This is a genomic window from Actinoallomurus sp. CA-150999 (assembly GCF_050942425.1).
Lineage (GTDB): Bacteria > Actinomycetota > Actinomycetes > Streptosporangiales > Streptosporangiaceae > Actinoallomurus.
Map to the genome: position 1 here is coordinate 6346765 of NZ_CP192063.1, position 21160 is coordinate 6367924.

Sequence of the window (21160 nt, forward strand, 5' to 3'; positions counted from 1 at the left end):
TCCGGTCACGCCGGAGTGGGACCCGGACCGGCAAGGCCGTGTAGCAGGAGCCGGGTGAGGGTGTCGATCACCTCATCGTCGGAGCGGCCGGAGTCCGGGTCGTCGCCGAGCAGTGCGTAGGCGAGCATCGACAGCATCCCGCCCATCGCCGCCGCGACCAGTTCCGGGTCGCCGGGGAGGGAGTGCCCCGTCTCTCGCAGGTGCTCCAGGTGCTCGCGGAGCACCTGAGTGTCCTCGACCAGGCGCCGCCAGAGCCGGCCTGCGCCGGGACCCGCAGCCATCGCCTGTTCGAACAGGGCGATCATGATGGGCCGGTTGTCGTGCATCAGGTGCCAGGCCACCGCCAGGTGCTCGCGGAGCTGGTCTCGGTCCGTCAGGTCGTGTGGCGGGTGATCCTCCTGGGCGAGTCGGTCGTGCGCTTTGCCGTGCAGGTCGGCGAGCAGCGCTTGGAGCAGGTCGTCCTTGCTCGCGAAGTGGTCATAAAAGGAGCCCGTGGCCCGGCTGGCTGCGGCCGTGATGTCCGTGATCTTGGTGTTCAGGTAGCCGCGTTCTGCGAACTGCCGCAGTGCGGCGTCTTTCAGGGCCGCCTCGGTCTCCGCAGCCCTCGCCTTGCGTACTCCCACAGGACCTCCGTCTTGACGTCGTCGTCGCCGCATCAGCATACTGAACGCGATTTCACTGAATCAGAATTCGGTGAACTTGTATTCGGGAGGTTCTTCGTGCAGGTAGTGGTGGTGGGCGGCGGGGTCGCCGGGTCGGCGAGTGCGATCGCGCTGGCACGGATCGGGGCTCAGGTCACGGTCTATGAGGCGTATGAGGATCCCGCCGGGACGGTCGGGTCGTTCGTCAGCCTGTCGGTCAACGGGCTTCGCGCCCTGGACGCGCTTGGGTGCCTGGATGCGGTTCAGCAAGCGGGCTTCCCGGTGGACAGGCAGCGCATGTGGTCCGGGAGGGATCGGCCGCTGGGCGACGTACCCCGCGGGCGACGGTCTGGCGATCCTCTGCGGAGTGTGACACTCATGCGCGCCGACCTGGTCGGCGTACTCCGGGAGGAAGCGACGCGCGCCGGCGCCCGGATCCTCGTCGGCAGACGAATCTCCGGCGATTCACACGATCCGCTGACCGCCGGCACCGATCTCGTCGTGGGAGCGGACGGGATCCGGTCGGCGACCCGCCGGGTGCTGAACCCCGCAACCCCCGAACCTCGTTACGCGGGCCTGTACTCGATCTCCGGCACCACCGACGGGCCCGTCCGCCTGCCCGGTGAGCGGCCACAGGGCTTCAACATGATCTTCGCGCGACGCGGGGCCTTCATCTACCTACCCGCCCCCGACGGCACCGTATGGTGGTCCGCTCAGGTCGCCGCAGCCGATCCGCCGCCGGACCTGACCGCCGTCGGCCTGACGAAGCTGACCGAGCTGTTCCGGACCGAGAAGACGCCGCTCGCCGTGCTCCGCGCTTCCTCGGCGGTGACCGCTTCCACCTTGCTGCACGTGCTCCCTCCGGTGACACGTCGCCATGACGACCGTACGGTGCTGGTCGGCGATGCGGCTCATCCGGTCGGCGCCGGACAGGGAGCCGCGATGGCGATCGAAGACGCCGTCGCACTCGCCCGTCAACTCACGGCGACCGAGGCCGTCCCTGCGGCCCTAGCCGCCTTCGACAGGACGCGCCATGACCGTACGGGCAAGCTGGCCAAGACAGCGGCCGCCAACCGGGACGCCAAAACGGCAGGGCCCATAGCGGCGCGGCTCCGAGAGATCATGATGCCGTTCTTCTTCGAACGCTTCTACGAGAAGGCCACCGGCTGGCTATACGACCACGACCCCGGACAACTGCCCATGGCCCGAACGCCCTGACCCCGCGCGTTACCGGCTCGGCGGGACCGAAACACAGAACGCCGAGGACTCCCAGCGATGCGGTGATGACGGGAACAGGGGCACAAGACGGGGCTACCGGCAGAGCCGTCAGACCCGCCCGCCCTGGTGCAGTCGCCGGAGATGCTCAGCCGGCCGTTGCCTGCTGCTGTTGCCGGGCGCGGGTCTGAGCCAAGCGGTTGGAGTCGGTGCCGGTTGCGACTGGCAGGAGCGACCCTCAGCGTCGGCTTCGGCTTCGGTCGCCGTCACCAGGGAGCCGTTCCCGGGGCTGCCGACGCACGGGCACCGGCCCGCCGATGCCTGCTGGGCACCGATCGTGCCCGGCGCCACCCCGCACAGCCTCCGGCACTCACAACGCGTCTGGATGGACGACGCCGGTATCCCTGAAGTGCTCCAGCACGAGCGTCTAGGCCACCGCATGACCGGCATGCGGGGGGTTTACTCGCGCGTGTCCCCCGACGCCCGGCAGCGGCTCGTCGAGGCGCTAACCGCCCGCTGGGAGCAGTCACTCCGTCAGCGGGCGGCCATTCACCCCTACTCGCCGCTGCCGTTGCTCGATGACCTTCTTCGGCCGATCCGTGAGAGTCAGGAGACGCTGTGCTCCCAAAAGTGCTCCCAGGACCCCTCCGTGGTGCCGTTCAGTCGGTCCGTTTGAACTGCAGAACGGCGGCGCCCAGTAGGACCGCGCCCAGTGCCAGGACGATGAGGACCTCCAGCGCGGGCGGCACCTGCCAGCCGAACCAGGTGACCCCGGGGTTGAACCGGTGCAGCAGCGCGGGGCTGGCGGTGATGTGGGCGAACACGACGTGCCGCAGCGGGTCCACGGCGTAGGTGAGGGGGTTGATCCGGGTCAGGACGCCCAGCCAGCTCGGCAGTCCCGACAGCGGGAACAGGGCGCCGGACAGGAACAGCATCGGCATCATCGCCATCTGCATGATGCCGAAAAAAGACTGCATCTTCCTGATCCTCGCGGCCAGCACCACGCCGAACGCGGTGATCGTGAACGCGCCGATGAACATCACCACCACGAGCAGGAGGAGCATTCCCGGGTCGTACGGGACACCGGCCAGCCCGGCCAGGGCGAGGAGCACGATGCCCTGGAAGGTGGCGACGATCGCCCCGCCCAGCACCTTGCCGATGACGATGGCGCTGCGGCTGACCGGCGCGACGAGCATCTCCCGCAGGAAGCCGAACTCCCGGTCCCAGACGATGGAGGCGGCGGAGAACATCGCGGTGAACATCACCGACATGGCGACGACACCGGGGAAGATGAACGTTTTGAGGTTCACGCCGTTGCCGCTCGCCACGAGCGAGGACAGCCCGGTGCCCATGACCAGCAGCCACAGGATCGGCTGGACCAGCTGGGAGATCATGCGGGTGCGGTCGTAGAGGAAGCGGAGCAGTTCCCGGTGCAGCACGATCTTGATCGCCCGCAGGTCGTGCCGCACGCTGCGCCGCGCCACCCGTACCTGGGCGACCTCGGCGACCGGGTGGGTGTCAACTGACATCGGTCATCTCCTCATCATCCGCATCCAGTCGTTCGCACCGGCCTCAGCGTCGCGGATCGTGCTGCCGGTGTAGTTGAGGAACACGTCGTCGAGCGAGGGGCGCGCGACGTGCACCGAGCGGATCGGCACGCCGAGCTCGGCGAACAGGCGCGGCACGAACTCCTCACCGGAGGGCACCGCGAAGGTGACGGTGCGCTCGTGGATCCCGGCGTCGACCGCGAAGCGCTCCTTGAGGGCGGCGATCGCCGCCTCGTCGTCGGCCGTGGTGATCTGCACGCGATCCTTGCCGACGCCGGCCTTGAGGTTCTCCGGGGTGTCGAGGACGACGATCTCACCGTGATCGATGATCGCGATGCGGTCGCAGTACTCGGCCTCCTCCATGTAGTGCGTCGTGAGGAAGATCGTGATGTCCTCGGTGTCCTTCAGCTGCCGGATGTAACCCCAGATCGCGGCGCGGGTCTGCGGGTCCAGGCCGACGGTCGGCTCGTCGAGGAAGAGCACGCGCGGCGAGTGGAGCAGCCCCCGGGCGATCTCCAGCCGCCGCTTCATGCCGCCGGAGAACGTCTCGACCTTGCCGTCCTTGCGGTCCGCCAGGTCGACCATGGTGAGGACCTGGCCGATGCGCTCCTTCATCGCCTCCTTCGGCACGCCGTACAGCTCGCCGTGGAAGCGGAGGTTCTGCTCCGCCGTCAGGTAGGCGTCGACGGTGGGGTCCTGGAACACCAGGCCGATGTTGCGCCGGACCTCGTCGCGTTCGGCGACGATGTCGTGTCCGGCGACCCGCGCGGTGCCGCCGGTGGGCCGGACGAGCGTGCACAGCATGCTGATCGTCGTGGTCTTGCCGGCGCCGTTGGGACCGAGGAAGCCGAAGACCTCCCCCGGCGCGACCTCGAAGTCGATGCCCTTGACGGCTTCGAGGTCGCCGTATCTCTTCGCCAGGCCCTCCACCGCGACGGCGGGGCCTCTTCCGTCTGTCGAGGTCACGAATCCTCCTCGGGGTCTTCGGCGAGCAGGCGGTACAGGGCACGGCGGGTGTCGGCGAGGATCTTCCGGGCGGCGTCGCGCTGGCCCGGACTGCCGGCCATCATCACCTGGCGCATGGCCATGCCGACCTGGGCCAGCTGGCGGTGCAGGTCCACCATCTCCTCGCTGACCGAGTCGGCGACCTCCTCCCACGGGTCGGCGGCACCCTCGCGGCGCTCGCGCAAGTGCGCGAATCCGGCCTCGGTCAGGTGGTACGTGCGGCGCCCGCCGTCCTCCTCCGACCGGACCAGCCCTTCGTCCTCCAGTTGCTGCAGCGCCGGGTAGACCGAGCCGGGGCTCGGCCGCCAGATCCCCTGACTGCGCTCGGCGATCTCCTGAATGATCTGGTAGCCGTTGCGCGGCCCCTCGGCGAGGAGGGCCAGCGCGGCCGCGCGGACGTCTCCCTTCTTGACCTTCGGGGCGGGGCCGGGCGGCATCGGACCGCCGAACCCGAACCCCGGCGGACCGGGCGGAGGCGGCGGCAGGTGGGGCATCGGCGGCGCGGACGGCCTCGGCGGGAACGGCAGGCCCCCGTGGTCGTGCGGCATTCCCCTGGCCTCGTTCCACATCGGATGCCCGGCCGGATCATGCGGATGGCCCCCGTGGGGCGGCAGATGGCGCATGGTCCCTCCCGCTTCTTCTCGACGATCATCTAGATACGTTAACGATATATCGAGAAGTTTCGGCGAACAACCCGATATCCGGCGATGTTTAGCGGCGAGCACGGCGGCTACGCTCCAAGCCGGACATACATCCAGGTGGGATCGGTCTCCTGGGGCTCGCGGAACCCACCGGACCCCACTGTTTGAACGGGTTCAACTTTCCCGTACAGTGGGTTCTCGTGAACCTCGCTGTAGGAGTGCCGGAGCGCCTCGCCGTACGCACCGTCCCCGTGCGCGCGCCGGAGGACCTGCTGGCCCGGCTCCCCCACTCCGACGCGCTCGCCTGGATACGGCACGGCGAGGGTCTCGTCGGCTGGGGCGAGGCCGCGCGCGTCGCGGTCCCGGCGGGCGAGGATCGCTTCACGTGGGCCCGGCAGTGGCTCACGGCACTCTTCGACGCCGCCACCGTCGACGACCCCCTCCAGGTGCCCGGATCCGGGCCGGTCGCCTTCGGCAGCTTCTCCTTCGACCCGGACTCGGGGGACTCGGTCCTCATCGTCCCGCGCACGGTCCTCGGCCTCCGCGACGGCCAGGCCTGGTACACCACCATCGGCGACCACGCCGAGCCGCTGACACTGCTCCGCCGCCCGGGGCCGCCCTCCGGCGTTCGCTGGGCCGACGGTGACGTGACCGCGCCGAGGCACATGCGGGCCGTCGCCGCGGCCGTCGACCGCATCCGCGCCGGCCACCTGTCGAAGGTGGTCCTCGCCCGGGACCTGCTGGCCGTGGCCGAGGAGCCGATCGACAGCCGGGTCCTGCTCCGGCGCCTCGCCCACCGCTTCCCCTCCTGCTACACGTTCGCCTGCGGCGGGCTCGTCGGCGCGACGCCCGAGCTGCTCGTCCGGCGGATGGGCGGCGCGGTCGAGTCACTCGTGCTGGCCGGGACGATCGCCCGCGGTTCGGACGAGGACTCCAGCGCCGCCAGCCTGTTCGCCTCGGCGAAGGACCGCGAGGAGCACGCCTACGCCGCCGACATGGTCCGCGCCGCGCTGGCCCCCCTCTGCAGCGACCTGACGGTGCCCGCCGAGCCGCAGATCCTGCGGCTGTCCAACCTCATCCACCTCGCCACCCCCGTACGCGGGCGGCTGGAGGAGGAACGCTCGGTCCTGGACGTCGTCGGCGCGCTGCACCCGACCCCTGCGGTCGGCGGTACGCCCACCGACGCCGCCCTCGATCTCGTCCGCGAGCTGGAGGCCATGGACCGCGGCCGCTACGCCGGGCCCGTCGGCTGGATCGACGCCCGCGGCGACGGCGAGTGGGGCATCGCGCTGCGCTGCGCGCGGATCGAGGGCCCGCGCGCCCGCCTGTACGCCGGCGGTGGCATCGTCGCGGGGTCCGACCCGGAGGCCGAGCTGGCCGAGACGCAGACGAAGCTGCGGGCCATGCAGTACGCCATCGAAGGCTGAACCGCTCCGCTCAGGAGGAACGCGACTCCACGAGCACGCCGATCCCGTCGAGGACGCGGGCGAGCCCGAACTCGAAGGCGTACTCCGGGTCGTAGGCCGCCTGGTGGGTCTCACCCGCCGCCGCCCCGACCCGAGCCGCGACGGGATACCGGTCGGCGTCGAACACCTTCTCCAGCAGTGGGGCGTGCGCCGCCCACCACTCCTCGTCGGTCATGCCCGTACGGCTCTGCGCCTCGGCCGCCTCGGAGAGCAGGCGCGCCGAGCTCACGGCGTACTGCAGGACGAGGGTCAGCACCGAGTCCATCTCCACGTCGGTCAGGCCGATCCCCTCGACGGCGCGCAGCTCCTCGTCGTACTTGGCCAGGACGTTCGGTCCCAGCCCCGGGCGGACGGTGGCGACCTGCAGCATCCACGGGTGCCGCCGGTAGAGCGCCCAGTTGGCCCGCGCCACCCGCTCCAGCCGCTCGCGCCATCCGCCGTCGGCGTCGGCGTCGGCGGAAGCCGGCCGCTCGCCCCAGACGGCGTCGACCATGAGGTCGAGCAGCTCGGCCTTGCCGGGCACGTAGGTGTACAGGGACATCGCGCCCACGCCGAGACGCTCGGCCACCCGCCGCATCGAGAGCGCGCCCAGGCCCTCCGCGTCGGCGACCTCGATGGCGACCTGCGTGATCCGCTCGATCGTCAGCTTCGGCTTCGGCCCGCGCCGAGGACGTGCCTGGACCCCCCACAGCAGCTCCATGGTGCGCGTGGGATCGCCGCTGCCGCTGTACTCCGTCGTCACCCCGCCATTGTCCTCGGATCGTCGCACCGGTTTGAACTCCGTATGCCGTACGGTATTCTTGCCACAGCGTACTCCGTACGATGTACAGAGTTAAGGGGATGGGATGACAACGACCGACGCGGCGGTCGCCGCCGAGGGGCTGCGCAAGCGGTACGGCGGCACCGCCGCCCTGGACGGGCTCGACCTCGCGGTGCCCGCGGGCACCGTGCGCGGGCTCCTGGGGCCGAACGGTGCCGGCAAGACCACGACCGTACGGATCCTGACCACGCTGCTGCTGCCGGACGAAGGCCGCGCGACCGTCGCCGGATTCGACGTCACCGACCGGCCCGCCGAGGTCCGCCACCGGATCGGGCTACTCGGCCAGCGGACCGCCGTGGACGAGATCCTCAGCGGCCGGCAGAACCTCGAGATGTTCGGCCGGCTCCACCACCTGGGCACCCGGACCGCCCGGGCCCGCGCCACCGAACTCCTGGACCGTTTCGGTCTCGGTGACACGGGAAGCAAGCCCGTCGGGCGATACTCCGGCGGCATGCGCCGGCGTCTCGACCTCGCGGCCGCGCTGATCCTCGCGCCGGCGGTGCTCTTCCTGGACGAGCCGACGACCGGCCTGGATCCCCGCGCCCGCCTGGAGATGTGGGAGGCCGTCCGCGCGCTCGCCAGTGAGGGCACCACCGTGCTGCTCACCACGCACTACCTCGAGGAGGCCGACCACCTCGCCGACACCGTCTCCCTCATCGACCGCGGCCGGGTGATCGCCGAGGGCACCCCGGACGAGCTGAAGTCCCGGACCGGGCACGACCGCATCGACGTCGTCGTCCGCGACCCCGCCACGCTGCCGGCCACCGCCGAGATTCTCGGCCGTGTCAGCGGCGCCACCGCCGACACCGACCCGGACCTGCGGCGTACCGGCGCCCCGGTGCGCGACCGCACCACCGCCCTCACCGAGGTCGTCCAGGCCCTGGCCGACGCCGGGATCGAGGCCGAGGACATCGGGCTGCGCCGTCCCACCCTCGACGAAGTGTTCCTGCACCTGACCGGGCATCCCGCAGGCGACGCGGCGGCCCCCGAGGAGGTATCCGCATGACCATCGACGTCCCCGCCATCCCCCGGACGCCCACGGCCCGCCTGCGCTGGGCGCTCGCCGACGGATGGACGCTCACCCGCCGCGCCCTGACCCACTGGGCGCGGCGGCCCGCCCAGGTCGTCGTCGGCCTGCTGTTCCCGATCATGGTCGTCCTGATGTTCCGCTACCTGTTCGGCGGGCAGATGCGGGTCCCCGGAGGGGGCGGATACGCGGAGTTCCTGCTGCCGGGCATGTACGCCATGACGATGGCCTTCGGACTCGAGACCACATTCGCGGCGATCAGTGGGGACGCGGCCAAGGGCGTCACCGACCGGTTCCGGTCCCTGCCGATGGCCTCCTCGGCCGTGGTCACCGGCCGCGCCGCCGCCGACCTTCTCAACTCCGCGCTCGCACTCGCGCTGATGATCGCGTGCGGGCTCGCGGTCGGCTGGCGCTGGCACGACGGCGCGGGTCGGGCGCTGGCGGCGGTCGCGCTGCTGCTGCTCCTGCGGTTCGCGCTGCTGTGGACGGGGATCTACCTGGGGCTGATCGCGGGGAACCCGGAACTGCTGGCGGCCGTGCAGATCCTGGTGTGGCCGATCGGCTTCCTGTCCAACGTGTTCGCCGCACCGTCGACCATGCCCGGCTGGCTCGGCGCCGTCGCCGAGTGGAACCCGCTGTCGGCCACCGTGTCGGCGGCCCGGGAGCTGTTCGGGAATCCCGGCTGGGGCGGCGACTCCTGGGCGGCTCGCCACTCCCTACTCCTCGCACTCCTGTGGCCGGCGCTGATCACCGCGATCTTCTTCCCGCTGTCCGTACGGAGGTTCCGGCGGCTGAGCCGCTGAGATCCCTCTTCCGGCCGGGCCCCGTCGTCCGGCCCGGCGGGTCAGGCCGTGACTCCTTCGATGGCCTGTGGCTCCTCGTACGCCGCGGGTGTGTCTGCGCGGGTGGCGCGTATCGCGGTGAGGGCGAGCAGCGGCGGCAGGGCGAGCGCCACCATGATCATGCCGACCAGTGACGGACCGGTCAGCCCCAGCGAGGAGTCCAATGCGATGCCGGCGATGAAGGAACCACTCGCGATGCCGACGTTCATCGCCGAGGCGGACAGTGCGTAGGCGAGCGTGGGACCCTTGCTCGCGAAGCGTACGGCCAGGGCGGTGGTGACCGGAGGTACCGACTGATTGGCCGTACCCATGAGCACCAACAGCACGATGGTGGCCGCCGGGTCGGTGGACAAGGGAGACTGCAACAGGACGAGCACCAGGACTGCGATCAGGGCCGCGCCGATGTGGGTGGCCAGTGGCCTGCGGTCGCCGAGGCGTCCGCCGATGTTCGTGCCGGCCAGGGCACCGACGCCGTAGCCGACGAGGATCAGCGAGACGGCGCTGTTGGGCAGGCCGGCCCGGTCGGTCAGCAGCGGTGCGACGTAAGAGTAGGCGGCCGAAACTCCACCCAGCATGAGGAGCGCGGCGGACAGTACGAGCCAGAAGCGGCCCGAACGCAGCGCGGCGATCTCCGACCGGACGGAGGGCGTGACGTCGGGACGGGACTCGGCGGGGATGAGCCGGCCGATGATGAGGGCGACGACGCCGGCGAGGACGGCCAGGCCCCAGAAGGCGCCGCGCCAGCCGATGCGGTCGCCGACCAGCGAGCCGAGCGGAACGCCGATCACGGTGGCCAGGCCGATACCGCTGATGATCATGCCGGATGCGCGGGCACGCGCGGTGGGGGCGACGGAGGCGACGGCCACGGCACCGGCGACCGCCCAGAAGGCACCGGTGGCGAACGCGGTGATCACGCGGGCGACCAGCGCGAGAGCGAACGAAGAACCGAGTGCGGTGATGGCATGGCCGACAGCGAAGACGGCCAGGGCCAGCACCAGTGTGGACCTTTGAGGCAACCGTAGCGTGGCGATCGCCATCGCGGGCGCGCCGACGATCATGCCGATGGCGAAGAAAGCCCGAAGCCGCACCAACTTCGGTACCGATCGGCGCGGAAGTGATCGTAACACTTCTGCACCGGCCGGTACGGAAGAGATAGGATCGATCACATGGAGAGGCAGCGGAAGGCACCCATGGGTCGCCCCAGGGGATTCGATGCCGACGAGGCCCTCGAGCGGGCCCTGCGAGTCTTCTGGGAACAGGGCTACGAAGGCGCCAGCCTCGCCGACCTGACCGAAGCCATGGGCATCAACCGCACCAGCATGTACGCGGCCTTCGGCAACAAGGAGGACCTGTTCCGCAAGGCACTGGAGCGCTACACCGAGGGACCGGCCTCGTATGCGACCCGCGCCCTGCAGGAGCCGACCGCCCGGCAGGTGGCCACCGCCTTCCTCGACGGCGCCGTCCGCGCCACCACCCGCCCCGGCGACCCCACCGGATGCTTCGGCGTCCAGGGCGCCCTCGCCGCCGGCGAGGGCGGGCACGCCGCTCGCGACACTCTCATCGCCTGGCGCAACGACGCCGTCTCCGTCCTCGCCGACCGCTTTCGGCAGGCCGTCGCCCAAGGCGACCTGCCCCGGGACACCGATACCGGACAGCTCGCCCGCTATCTCATGACCGTCGCGAACGGCATCGCCGTCCAGGCCGCCGGCGGCGCCGGCCGCGATGACCTCCAGCAGGTGGCCGACATGGCGCTACGGAGCTGGCCGCCCGCCTGACGGCCCTGGCGGCGCCCACCTCTGCGAGCGCAGCGCTCGCCCGCTTCGCCATGCCGTACGCCACTCTTCTGTACCGATCGGTGCGTAAGTGTTATGGTCGCTTCGGTACCGAGCGGTACTAAAATTGGTCCAGGTCATGTGTGCATGGATCAGCGGAGGCGATGAACGGGCGCCGTCGCAAGAGCGCCTGAACACGAACCCGGAACTGAGGACAAGGATGCTTGAAGGTTTCACGAGCCGCTTCGCCGAGGTGAACGGCACTCGACTGCACTACGTCATCGGAGGCCAGGGCGACCCCTTGGTGCTGCTTCCGGGGTGGCCCCGTACCTGGTACCAGTTCCACAAGATCATGCCGCAGCTGGCGCAGCGCCACCAGGTCATCGCCGTCGACCTGCGGGGCATGGGCGACTCCGCCAAGCCCGTGGACGGATACGACAAGAAGACCATGGCCCGGGACATCTACGAGCTGGTCCGAAGCCTTGGCCACGGTCAGGTCAACGTCGCAGGTGAGGACATCGGGTCGATGGTCGCCTACAGCTTCGCCGTGAACCATCCCGAAGCAACCCGAAAGGTCGCCTTGTGGGAGGCCGGGCATCCCACCGAGACGTTCAACGAGCTGCGGCTGCTGACCCAGGACGGCCAGCCGAGGACGCCGTGGTGGTTCGCGTTCAACGAGCTGAAAGAGTTGCCCGAGCAGCTCCTCGAGGGCCGGTTCCGATCCGTCATCGACTGGCTGATCGACTTCCAGGCCACGGACCCCGAAGCGTTCAGCGAGGAGACCCGAGCCCTGTACGCCGCCGCTTACGACACGCCGGACGCGATCCGCGCGGGGAACGGCTGGTACCAGACCTTCCAGCAGGACATGGCCGACCTGAAGGACTACCCGGTGCTGACCATGCCCGTGCTCGCGCTCGGTGGCCTGTATCACCCGCTCATGGTCGCCCAGATGGAGGGGAAGGCCACCGACATACGCTTCGTCGAATTGAAGGGGGCGGGCCACTACCTCGCCGAGGAGCGCCCCGACGAGGTCGTTCGGGAACTCACCGAATTCTTCGCGTAATCCCGGACCCCGGCGGCGGCGCGCCCCGCGCGCGCCACCGCTCCGTCACCGCCCGGACGATCACCGCGCGCCGCGCCGTCGCCGGCGCCGGATAGGGTCCGGTTCATGAGCAAATGGATCGATCTGGAGGGCGCGGTCAACGTCCGGGACCTCGGCGGCCTGCCCACCACCGACGGCGGCGAGATCCGCCCGGGCGCGCTGCTGCGTTCGGACAACCTGCAGGACCTCACCCCCGACGACGTCCGCCGCCTCGTCGCGGATCTCGGCCTGCGCAACGTCATCGACCTGCGCAGCGAGGCCGAGGTGAACCTCCTCGGCCCGGGCCCGCTCACCCGCGAGCCCACCGTCACGATCCACCACCTGTCCCTGTTCACCGAGGGCGGCCAGTACACCGACGTGGAGGCCGACACCGTCGACACCGTCGACACCGACAAGGTCCTGCCCTGGCAGAGCCGTAAGGACACCGGCCCGGAGAGCGACCGCTCCGTCCTGCACTACCTCGCCTACCTCGCCGACCGCCCCGACTCCGTCGTGAACGCCCTGCGGGTCGTCACCGGCGGCACCTCGATCGTCCACTGCGCCGCCGGTAAGGACCGCACCGGCGTCGTCGTCGCCTTCGCCCTGCACGTGGCGGGCGTACCGCGCGAGGAGATCGTCGCCGACTACACCGCGACCGGAGAACGCCTCGAGGCCATCCTCGCCCGGCTGCGCTCCAGCCCCGTCTACGCCCAGGACCTCGACTCCCGGCCCGCCGACACGCACACGCCGCGCGCCTACACGATGGAGAAGTTCCTCGCCGCCGTCGACGAGCGCTTCGGCGACCCGCTCGGCTGGCTCGAACACCACGGCTGGACCGACGAGGACACCACCGCCCTCCGCGCCACGCTTCGAGGATGACGGACACCTTCCGCTCATTGCGGAAGGAAACTGACCGCTTTTGGCCGTACTGTGCCGGGCATGGAGATCCTTCGCACGTCCGAACCGGCGGCAAATGAGGTGCTCACCAGGCGGGCGTTGAATCGGGCGTTGCTGGCCCGGCAGATGCTGCTCGCTCGGGAGAGCGTTCCGGCCGTACGGGCGGTCGAGCACCTGGTCGGTATGCAGGCCCAGGCGCCGCTCGCACCGTACGTCGGGCTGTGGACCCGGGTGGAGGGCTTCCGGACCGAGGATCTCGCCGATCGGATCATCGGCCGCGACCTCGTCCGCATCGTGGTCATGCGCGGCACGATCCACCTGGTGAGCGCCGACGACTGCCGGTGGCTGCGGCCGGCGGTGCAGCCCATGCTCGACCGCGCCTTCAAGGCCGGGTACGGCCGGCAGCTGACCGGTGTGGACGTCGAGGAGGTCGCGTCGGCGGGCCGAGCGCTCGTGGAGGAGCGGCCCCGCACGTTCGCCGAGTTGGGCGCGCTCCTCGGCGAGCGCCTGCCGGACCGCGACGGCAGCGCGCTCACCGCGGTCGTACGGACGGGGGTCCCGCTCGTGCAGCTGCCGCCGCGGGGGATCTGGGGACAGGGCGGCCAGGCGGTGCACACGTCGGCCGAGGCCTGGCTGGGCCGGCCGCTGTCATCCGACCCCGCGCCGGAGGACCTCGTGCTCCGCTACCTCGCGGCGTACGGTCCGGCGACCGTCAAGGACCTGCAGACCTGGTCGGGCCTGACCCGGCAGCGCCAGGTGGTCGACCGGCTCCGCCCGCGCCTGGTGTCCCTCCGGTCCGAGGACGGCACCGAGCTGCTCGACCTGCCCGACGCGCCGCGGCCCGGCCCGGACACCCCGGCGCCACCGCGCTTCCTTCCCGAGTACGACAACCTGCTGCGGTCGCACGCCGACCGCACCCGCGTGCTTTCCGACGAGCACCGCGGCAGGCTCGCCACCCCGAACGACTCGCCTCGGCCGACCTTCCTCATCGATGGGTTCGTCCACGGCACCTGGCGGATCGTCCGTGAGCGCGACCGCGCCGTCCTGAACGTGGAGCCGTACGCACCGCTGTCCGACCGGGACCGTACGGCACTGGTCGAAGAGGGCGCCCGGCTCTTGGCCTTCGCCGCAGACGGCGCCGGCCACGACATCAAGATCATGGACTGAGCCGTGCTCTGATAGTTCGCATAAGCGCATCGACTTCGGCCGGAAAGGCCGAAAATTCGGTGGACCGGTACGTAAGTGCGAACTACATTGCGCTCTCATGGATGACACAGCGGAGGTGGTGTTCCGCGGCGCGACGAGCCTGGCGCAGCGGGCACGGGCCGAGCGGCCGCGTGACGGGTTGACGCTGTCGATGGTCAGCGTGCTGAGCCACCTCGACGGGTCCGGGCCGCTCACCCCGGGAGCGCTCGCCGAGCGGCAGAAGGTCGAGCCGCAGACGATGACGCGGACTCTCGCACGGCTGGAAGAGGACGGTCTGATCGACCGGGTCCCCGATCAGGCCGACCGCAGGCGGCTGCGGATCAGGCTCACCGACGCCGGGCGGGAGCGCCTGGCCGACCATCTGCGGCCGAGGGTCGCGTGGCTGGAGCAGGCCATGGAGCGGCTGACGCCGACCGAGCGGGAGCTGCTGCGGCTGGCGGGGGCGCTGATGGAGTCGCTGGCCTCGTGGGAGGAGTCGTGAGGGCGCTGGACGCGCTGCGGGCCTCGCCCCGCTATCGCGTGCTGAGGGCTCTGGCGGCCGACTCCCCCGGCCTGCTGACCGGCGCGCTCGTCTTCATGATCGCCGAAGGTCTCGTCCCGAACCTGGTCCTGATCGCCATGGGCCGTACGATCGGCGCGATCCCGGGCGCGGTCCGGTCCGGGCTCGGCTCCCACGACGGGCACGTGCTGCTGGCGCGGCTCGTCGTGGCCGGTGCGCTGTACACCCTGTCGCTGCTGCGCGGCCCCGCCGAGGACGTCCTGACGGCGATGGTGCGGGCGAAGATGAGCGCGGTGCAGCAGCGACGGCTGATCGAGGCGGTCTCCGCGCCGGCCGGGATCGCGCACCTGGAGGACCCCGCCGTGCTCGACCGGCTGGCGTCCGCGCAGGGCGAGCTGTCCGCGTACGAGCCGGCCGGGGCGGCGATGACGCTGATCGGGCAGCTCGGCGACCGGCTGTCGGGGGCGCTCGCCTGCCTCGTCCTGGCCGGGTTCCGGTGGTGGCTGGGGCTGGGCCTGTTCGTGATGTGGCTGCTGGTCCGGCAGCCGCTCCGGGCGCTGGTCCAGATGCGGATCGCGATGTTCCGGAAGGCCACCGAGCCGCTGCGGCGCAGCTGGTACTACCTGCACCTCGCCTTCCGGCCCGCCGCCGCCAAGGAGGTCCGGGTCTTCGGCCTCGGCCGCTGGCTCGTCGCCGGCTACGGCGATCGCAACACCGAGGCGATGCGGCCCGCCGCGGACGAGATCAGCAGGCTGAACCGGCGGATCGCCCTGTCCAGCGTGGCCGTCCTGGCCGGGTACGGCACGGCCGCGGTGACGCTGGGCACGGCCGCGTACCAGCACACGATCCCCCTCGGCACCCTCGTCACGATGCTGACCATGCTGCCCGCCACCCTGCAGGTCGGCGGGTTGACCGCGGCCGACATCGCCTTGGAGACCATGCTGTCGTCCGTCCCCGACCTCGACGCGCTGACCACCGACCTACGGCCCCCTCCCCCGCCCGCGGGCGGCGGACGGACCGTCGCCGGAACACCCCGTCGGGAGATCCGCTTCGAGGGCGTCTCGTTCCGCTACCCCGGCGCCGACCACGACGTGCTCCACGACCTGGACCTCGTCCTGGAGGCGGGCCGGTCCACCGCCATCGTCGGCGTCAACGGAGCGGGGAAGAGCACGCTCATCACCCTGCTCGCCGGGCTGCGCACCCCGACCGAGGGCCGCGTCCTCGTCGACGGCGTTCCCCTGGAGGAGTTCCCGGTGCGCGACTGGCAGCGGCACGTCTCCGCGGTGTTCCAGGACTTCACCCGGCTGCCGCTCACCGCGCGGGAGAACGTCACGATGGCCCTGGACGGCGAGCCGGCGGACACCGACGTCCTGGCGGCGGTGGCGCGCCGCGCCGGCGCGGCCGACCTGGTCGCGGACCTGCCGGACGGGTGGGACACCATCCTGTCCGCGCAGTACGACGGCGGCCGCGACCTGTCCGGCGGGCAGTGGCAGCGGATCGCGCTGGCCCGCGCCCTGTACGCCGTCGAACGCGGCGCGGGGGTGCTGGTCCTCGACGAGCCGACGGCCCAGCTCGACGTGCGCGCCGAGGCCCGCTTCTACGACCGGTTCCTGACCATCACCGAGGGCGCCACGAGCCTGATCATCTCGCACCGCTTCTCGACCGTCCGCAAGGCCGACCGGATCGCCGTTCTCGACGGAGGCCGCATCACCGAGCTCGGCAGCCACGACGAGCTGCTCCGGGCCGACGGCGCCTACGCCGAGATGTTCACGGTCCAGGCCGCACGTTTCGCCCGGGAGGCACGCAGGTGAGCGGCATCCGCACCATCGCGATACTGATCGGCACGGCCTGGCGGGCGGCCCCCGCGACGCTGGTGTGGGCGGTCGTCGCCGCGACCGTCTCGGCCGTCGCCTCGGCCACCTTCCCCATCGGTTTCCACTCCATGGTCGACGGGGCCCTCGACCATCGCTCCGGCGAGGTCGTCGCCGGCGTGGTCATCGTGGCCCTGCTGTTCACCGTGTCGACGACCGTCGGGACGCTGTCCGTCACCGGGAACTGGACGCTCACCGACCGCCTGAACCGCTTCGTCTCCGAACGCATCGCGCTCCTGGTGAGCACCGCGCCCCGGCTGGAGCACTTCGAACGCCAGGACCTGCTGTCGGAGATCGACCAGCTCCGCGACAACCGCCGCACGCTGGCCTCGGCTCCCCGGCAGCTCCTGCGCGCCTGGCAAGTGGTGATCAGAAGCGGCGCGATCATGGTGCTGCTGGCGACCGTGTACCCGCCCGTCATGCTGATGCCGCTGTTCGGGCTGATCCCCGCGCTCGCCGACCGGCGGGCCGCCCGCGTCCAGGCGCGCACCGGCGACGACCTCGCCCCGGTCCAGCGGCTGATCGGCGACCTGTTCACGCTCGCGACAACGGCCGGCACCGCCAAGGAACTGCGCACGTACGGCGTCACCGGCGCCCTGGCCGCCCGTCACTCCGCGCTCACCGAGGACGCCCGCCGACGCGACGTCCGGGGAGCGATCCGGAGCGCGGCGTGGGAGGCCCTGGGCTGGGCCGGGTACGCCGTCGCCTTCGTCGCCGTCATCATCGTGCTGGTGCTGCGCGCGGCGCACGGGCACGCCTCTCCCGGCCAGGTCGTCATGGCGATCAGCCTGATGCGGCGCGCCCAGCGCCAGGTCGCGGGCGCCTCCGACACCGCCGGGTCGCTGGCGACGGCGCTCCGCACGGCCCGGCGGCTGCGGTGGCTCGAGGACTACGTCGCGGAGGAGACCAGCACCCCCGCCACGGCGCGGGTCCCCGACCGGCTCGGCACGGGCATCCGCCTGGAGGGCGTGGGCTTCCACTACCCCGAAAAGAGCGATGACGTCCTGCACGACCTCACCGTCGACCTCCCCGCCGGGGCCACGATCGCGATCGTCGGCGAGAACGGCGCCGGCAAGACGACACTGGCCAAGCTCCTCACCGGGATGTACCGGCCGACCGCCGGGCGGATCCTGGTCGACGGCATCGACCTGGCCGCTCTGTCCCCCGGCGAGTGGCGCGCCCGCACGACCGCGGTGTTCCAGGACTTCGTCCGTCCCAGCCTCGTCGCCCGGGAGGCCGTCGGCATCGGTGACCTGCCGCGCGTCGAGGACGAGGAGGCGGTGCGCTCCGCGCTGGCGGCCGCGGGCGGCGACGGCCTGACGGCCAGGCTGCCCGACGGGCTCGCCACTCCCCTCGGTAACTGGTTCACCGGCGGCGAGCAGCTGTCCGGCGGCCAGTGGCAGCGGATCGCACTTGCCCGCGGGCTCATGCGCTCCGAACCGCTGCTGACCGTCCTCGACGAGCCGACCGCGAGTCTGGACCCCGCCGCCGAGGCCGAGCTGTTCGGCCGGTTCGCCGAGCTGTCCCGGACCGGGCAGCGGACCGGCGGCGTCACCCTGCTGGTCTCCCACCGGTTCTCCACCGTGCGGACGGCCGACCTGATCATCGTGCTGGACGGCGGCCGCATCACGGAGGTCGGCGACCACGAGACGCTGCTCGCCCAGGGAGGTGGCTACGCCCAGCTGTTCACCCTGCAGGCCAGGGCGTACGAGACCGGCTGAGCGGACCCGCGCCGCGCAGGCGAGACCGCGCCGGCGAGACCACACGAGGCGACGCCGCACGGACCGCCCCGCACGGGCGACACCGGACGGACCGCGCCGCGCGGACGAGATCGGACAGACCACGCCGCACGGACCGCCCCGCGCGGGCGAGACCGGACGGACCGCGCCGCGCGGACGACGTCGTATGGACCGCGCCGCACGACCCGCGACGCACAGGTGAACGCCGCGCGGGCCGTGCCGGACGGTCAGACGCCCAGGAGCGTCCGGACCGCGTCGTGGGCCGCCTCGCGCATCCGGGCGTGGAACTCGGCGTTGGCCACGCGGTCGGTCCGCGCCTCCACGATCCGCAGGCCCTCCTTCGCCACGACCTTCGGCAGGTCGCTCAGGGACTCCAACCGGGCGTACGGGATGCCGTGCGCCGCCGCGATCGAGGCGATGTCGACCTGGTGCGGCGTCGCGAACACCCGCTCGAACGGCTCGGGGAACGTGGCCTGCGGCAGCAGCGAGAAGATCCCGCCCCCGGCGTTGTTGATCACGATGATGGCCAGGTCGGGACGCTGGTCCTGCGGGCCGATGATCAGGCCGTTCTGGTCGTGGAGGAAGGCCAGGTCGCCCAGCAGGGCGTAGGACCGGTTGCCGTGCGCCAGCGCCGCCCCGATCGCCGTCGAGACCAGCCCGTCGATGCCGCTCGCCCCCCGGTTGGCGAGGATGCGGATGCCCCGGCGCGGATGCATCGTCTGGTCGAGGTCGCGGATCGGCATGCTCGCCGCCGCCAGCAGGAGCGAGCCCCCGGGGATCGCCGCCACGAGGTCGCGAGCCAGTCGCGGCTCGGTCAGGTCGTCGGTGGCCTCCAGGACCCCGTCCACGGCGTTGCGCGCGATGAGGTCGGCCGTCCGCCAGGACTTCAGCCACGAGTCGTCACCCGAGACGACCGGGATCTCCGCCTCCTGCGCCACCTGCGTCGCCGACCGCACGGGGTCGGGCCAGCGCGCCAGCGACGGCGAGACGACGACGTGCTGCTCGGCGCGGCGCAGGAACGACAGCAGCGGGCGGGACAGCCCCGGCTTGCCGAGCGTCACGACGACGTCCGGGTGGTGCCGGTCGACGAACTCCGGCACGCCCAGCAGGAAGTGATGTGCCGACAGGGCGTGGTCGCCGTAGCGGGCGTTGCCGTTGGGCTCGGCCAGCACGGGCCAGCCCGCCATCGACGCCGCCGCGACGTAACGCTTGACGTTCACCGCGCCGTCGCCGACGACGAGGACCCCGCGCCGGGTCGGGGGAACGTGCAGCACCGAGCCCGGCGTCGCCGCCCGTACCTTGGTCCAGGCGCCGGTGACGTCGCCGTCGAGCGGCTCGCACCAGTCCTCGTCCCCGTCGGGGATCAGCGGCTCGCGGAACGCGACGTTCAGGTGGACCGGGCCCGGGTCGGGCTCCTGCGCCACGTGCCAGGCGCGGCTGGCCAGCGACCGCCAGTACGCCACCATTCCGGGGCGCTCCTCGGGCGTGCCGACCTCGCAGCTCCAGCGGACCGCCGAGCCGTACAGCTTGATCTGGTCGATGGTCTGGTTCGCGCCGGTGTAGCGCAGCTCCGGCGGCCGGTCGGCGGTCAGCACGAGCAGCGGCACACCGGCCTCGTGCGCCTCCACCACGGCCGGGTGGAAGTTCGCGGCGGCGGTGCCGGACGTGCAGACCAGCGCGACCGGGCGGCCGCTGCGCTTGGCGATGCCGAGCGCCAGGAACGACGCCGACCGCTCGTCGATGCGGACGTGCAGGCGGATCTTCGACTGCTGGTACAGCGCCAGGGCCAGCGGCGCCGACCGCGAGCCGGGCGCCAGGACCGCGTCGCTCAGGCCGCAGCGCATCAGCTCGTCGACCAGCACGGCCGCCAGCGCGGTCGCCGGGTTCATCGCACCGCCTTTGAGTTCGTCGCCGGCGGGGCGCCGCCCAGCTCCTCCTGTGCCTCGGCCGCCCGGCGCCGCCAGGCCGCACCGTCGATCTCGTACCGGCGCAGGGCGTCCTCGTCCACCTCGGGCCGGCGCACGTCGATCGCGCCGTCGGTCACGGCCAGCGGGTCGGAGGCGACGTCGCCCTCCAGGAGCGCCAGGGTCCCCAGCCCGCAGGCGTAGGGCAGCTCGGGCAGGGCGGCGGCCAGCGCGGCCCCCGCGGCCAGCCCGACCGAGGTCTCCACCGCGCTGGAGACGACCACCGGGAGCCCGCACGCCTCGGCCACGCGCAGCGCGGCGCGCACCCCGCCCAGCGGCTGCACCTTGAGCACGACGACGTCGGCGGCCTCGACGGCACGGACCCGCAGCGGATCCTCGGCGCGGCGGATCGACTCGTCGGCCGCGATCGGCGTGTCCACCCGCCGGCGTACGAGCGCGAGCTCGTCCAGCGTCGCGCAGGGCTGCTCGGCGTACTCCAGCTCGCCCAGGAGCCCGAGCATGCGGACGGCGGTGTCGGGGTCCCAGGCGCCATTCGCGTCGACCCGGACCTTCCCTCCGGGCCCGAGCGCGTCCCGGACCGCCTCGACGCGTGCCAGGTCGTCCGCCTCGGACTGCCCGGGCTCGGCGACCTTCACCTTGGCCGTACGGCAGCCGGAGACGCGGGTGATCCGGTGGGCCGTCTCCGGGTCGACGGCCGGGACGGTGACGTTGACCGGGATCCGGGGCCGCAGCGGCGCGGGCCATCCGTCATGCGCCGCCTCACGGGCCGCGGCGAGCCAGCGGGCGCACTCCTTCGCCCCGTACTCCGGAAAAGGGGAGAACTCCCCCCATCCGGCCGGGCCGCGGACCAGCATCCCCTCTCGCCGTGTCACCCCGCGAAACCGCGTGCGCATCGGGATCGCGAACGCGCGCAATGGCCTGACCCCCTGTCCGAAGACGCTTCCTCCCGCCTTACCTTAGAGCCGC

19 protein-coding genes are annotated in these 21160 nt (G+C 71.8%); 11 read left to right on the forward strand and 8 right to left on the reverse strand.

All coding sequences use genetic code 11. The features are described 5' to 3' along the window. Positions 1-5: 5 nt before the first annotated feature. On the reverse strand, positions 6-623 hold the full coding sequence (locus ACQP2O_RS29410) for a TetR/AcrR family transcriptional regulator (RefSeq protein WP_433170598.1): 618 nt from the start codon (positions 621-623) through the stop codon (positions 6-8). 96 nt (positions 624-719) lie between these two features. Between ACQP2O_RS29410 and ACQP2O_RS29415 the strand changes: the two genes are divergently transcribed. Beyond that, positions 720-1859, forward strand: a complete 1140-nt coding sequence (locus ACQP2O_RS29415; RefSeq protein ID WP_433170600.1) for an FAD-dependent oxidoreductase — start codon at positions 720-722, stop codon at positions 1857-1859. A gap of 656 nt (positions 1860-2515) precedes the next feature. Here ACQP2O_RS29415 and ACQP2O_RS29420 read toward each other — a convergent pair. From ACQP2O_RS29420 to ACQP2O_RS29430, 3 genes are read right to left on the reverse strand one after another with little or no spacing between them, the layout of a single operon-like run. Continuing rightward, the gene (locus tag ACQP2O_RS29420) at positions 2516-3385 is read right to left on the reverse strand and encodes an ABC transporter permease (protein WP_433170602.1); all 870 of its coding nucleotides are present in this window, start codon (positions 3383-3385) and stop codon (positions 2516-2518) included. A 3-nt stretch (positions 3386-3388) separates the two neighbouring features. Beyond that, complete coding sequence (locus tag ACQP2O_RS29425; RefSeq protein ID WP_433170604.1) at positions 3389-4369, reverse strand: ATP-binding cassette domain-containing protein; 981 nt, start codon at positions 4367-4369, stop codon at positions 3389-3391. Continuing rightward, complete coding sequence (locus ACQP2O_RS29430) at positions 4366-5031, reverse strand: PadR family transcriptional regulator (RefSeq protein WP_433170606.1); 666 nt, start codon at positions 5029-5031, stop codon at positions 4366-4368. The genes ACQP2O_RS29425 and ACQP2O_RS29430 overlap by 4 nt, the downstream gene beginning before the upstream one ends. A 218-nt stretch (positions 5032-5249) precedes the next feature. Between ACQP2O_RS29430 and ACQP2O_RS29435 the strand changes: the two genes are divergently transcribed. Continuing rightward, positions 5250-6476 (forward strand): isochorismate synthase, encoded by a 1227-nt coding sequence (locus ACQP2O_RS29435; protein ID WP_433170608.1) that lies wholly within the window; start codon positions 5250-5252, stop codon positions 6474-6476. A 10-nt stretch (positions 6477-6486) separates the two neighbouring features. Here ACQP2O_RS29435 and ACQP2O_RS29440 read toward each other — a convergent pair whose 3' ends face one another. Next, entirely contained in the window at positions 6487-7284 is a 798-nt protein-coding gene (locus ACQP2O_RS29440; RefSeq protein ID WP_433170610.1) for a TetR/AcrR family transcriptional regulator, read from the reverse strand. Positions 7285-7360: 76 nt separating this feature from the next. Here ACQP2O_RS29440 and ACQP2O_RS29445 point away from each other — a divergent pair, with 76 nt between their 5' ends. Together ACQP2O_RS29445 and ACQP2O_RS29450 are read left to right on the forward strand one after the other, a co-directional pair. Then, on the forward strand, positions 7361-8341 hold the full coding sequence (locus ACQP2O_RS29445) for an ATP-binding cassette domain-containing protein (RefSeq protein ID WP_433170612.1): 981 nt from the start codon (positions 7361-7363) through the stop codon (positions 8339-8341). Further along, a complete protein-coding gene (locus ACQP2O_RS29450; RefSeq protein ID WP_433170614.1) occupies positions 8338-9165 on the forward strand; it encodes an ABC transporter permease in 828 nt (275 codons plus the stop codon). Before ACQP2O_RS29445 ends, ACQP2O_RS29450 begins: the two co-directional genes overlap by 4 nt. Before the next feature lie 41 nt (positions 9166-9206). Here the strand turns inward: ACQP2O_RS29450 and ACQP2O_RS29455 are convergent, their stop codons facing one another. Next, positions 9207-10292: an MFS transporter gene (locus ACQP2O_RS29455; protein ID WP_433170616.1), complete on the reverse strand. Its 1086-nt coding sequence runs from the start codon at positions 10290-10292 to the stop codon at positions 9207-9209. A gap of 78 nt (positions 10293-10370) precedes the next feature. Between ACQP2O_RS29455 and ACQP2O_RS29460 the strand changes: the two genes are divergently transcribed. From ACQP2O_RS29460 to ACQP2O_RS29490, 7 genes are all read left to right on the forward strand, one after another. Continuing rightward, a complete protein-coding gene (locus ACQP2O_RS29460) occupies positions 10371-10979 on the forward strand; it encodes a TetR/AcrR family transcriptional regulator (protein WP_433170618.1) in 609 nt (202 codons plus the stop codon). Positions 10980-11196: 217 nt separating this feature from the next. Continuing rightward, positions 11197-12039, forward strand: a complete 843-nt coding sequence (locus tag ACQP2O_RS29465; protein WP_433170620.1) for an alpha/beta fold hydrolase — start codon at positions 11197-11199, stop codon at positions 12037-12039. 105 nt (positions 12040-12144) lie between these two features. Beyond that, on the forward strand, positions 12145-12936 hold the full coding sequence (locus tag ACQP2O_RS29470) for a tyrosine-protein phosphatase (protein ID WP_433170622.1): 792 nt from the start codon (positions 12145-12147) through the stop codon (positions 12934-12936). 60 nt (positions 12937-12996) lie between these two features. Beyond that, positions 12997-14121 carry a winged helix DNA-binding domain-containing protein gene (locus ACQP2O_RS29475; RefSeq protein WP_433170625.1) on the forward strand — a complete coding sequence of 375 codons (1125 nt, stop codon included), beginning with the start codon at positions 12997-12999 and terminating at the stop codon, positions 14119-14121. A 97-nt stretch (positions 14122-14218) separates the two neighbouring features. Beyond that, positions 14219-14641 (forward strand): MarR family winged helix-turn-helix transcriptional regulator, encoded by a 423-nt coding sequence (locus tag ACQP2O_RS29480; RefSeq protein ID WP_433170628.1) that lies wholly within the window; start codon positions 14219-14221, stop codon positions 14639-14641. Continuing rightward, positions 14638-16470 carry an ABC transporter ATP-binding protein gene (locus ACQP2O_RS29485; protein WP_433170630.1) on the forward strand — a complete coding sequence of 611 codons (1833 nt, stop codon included), beginning with the start codon at positions 14638-14640 and terminating at the stop codon, positions 16468-16470. The genes ACQP2O_RS29480 and ACQP2O_RS29485 overlap by 4 nt, the downstream gene beginning before the upstream one ends. Next, on the forward strand, positions 16467-18251 hold the full coding sequence (locus ACQP2O_RS29490) for an ABC transporter ATP-binding protein (RefSeq protein ID WP_433170632.1): 1785 nt from the start codon (positions 16467-16469) through the stop codon (positions 18249-18251). Before ACQP2O_RS29485 ends, ACQP2O_RS29490 begins: the two co-directional genes overlap by 4 nt. Before the next feature lie 245 nt (positions 18252-18496). On the opposite strand, the gene menD is transcribed toward ACQP2O_RS29490, so the two are convergent. Together menD and ACQP2O_RS29500 are read right to left on the reverse strand one after the other, a co-directional pair. Next, positions 18497-20158, reverse strand: coding sequence for a 2-succinyl-5-enolpyruvyl-6-hydroxy-3-cyclohexene-1-carboxylic-acid synthase (menD, locus tag ACQP2O_RS29495; RefSeq protein ID WP_433170634.1), 1662 nt, complete (start codon positions 20156-20158; stop codon positions 18497-18499). Beyond that, positions 20155-21108, reverse strand: coding sequence for an o-succinylbenzoate synthase (locus tag ACQP2O_RS29500; protein WP_433170636.1), 954 nt, complete (start codon positions 21106-21108; stop codon positions 20155-20157). Before ACQP2O_RS29500 ends, menD begins: the two co-directional genes overlap by 4 nt. Between the last annotated feature and the right edge of the window lie 52 nt (positions 21109-21160).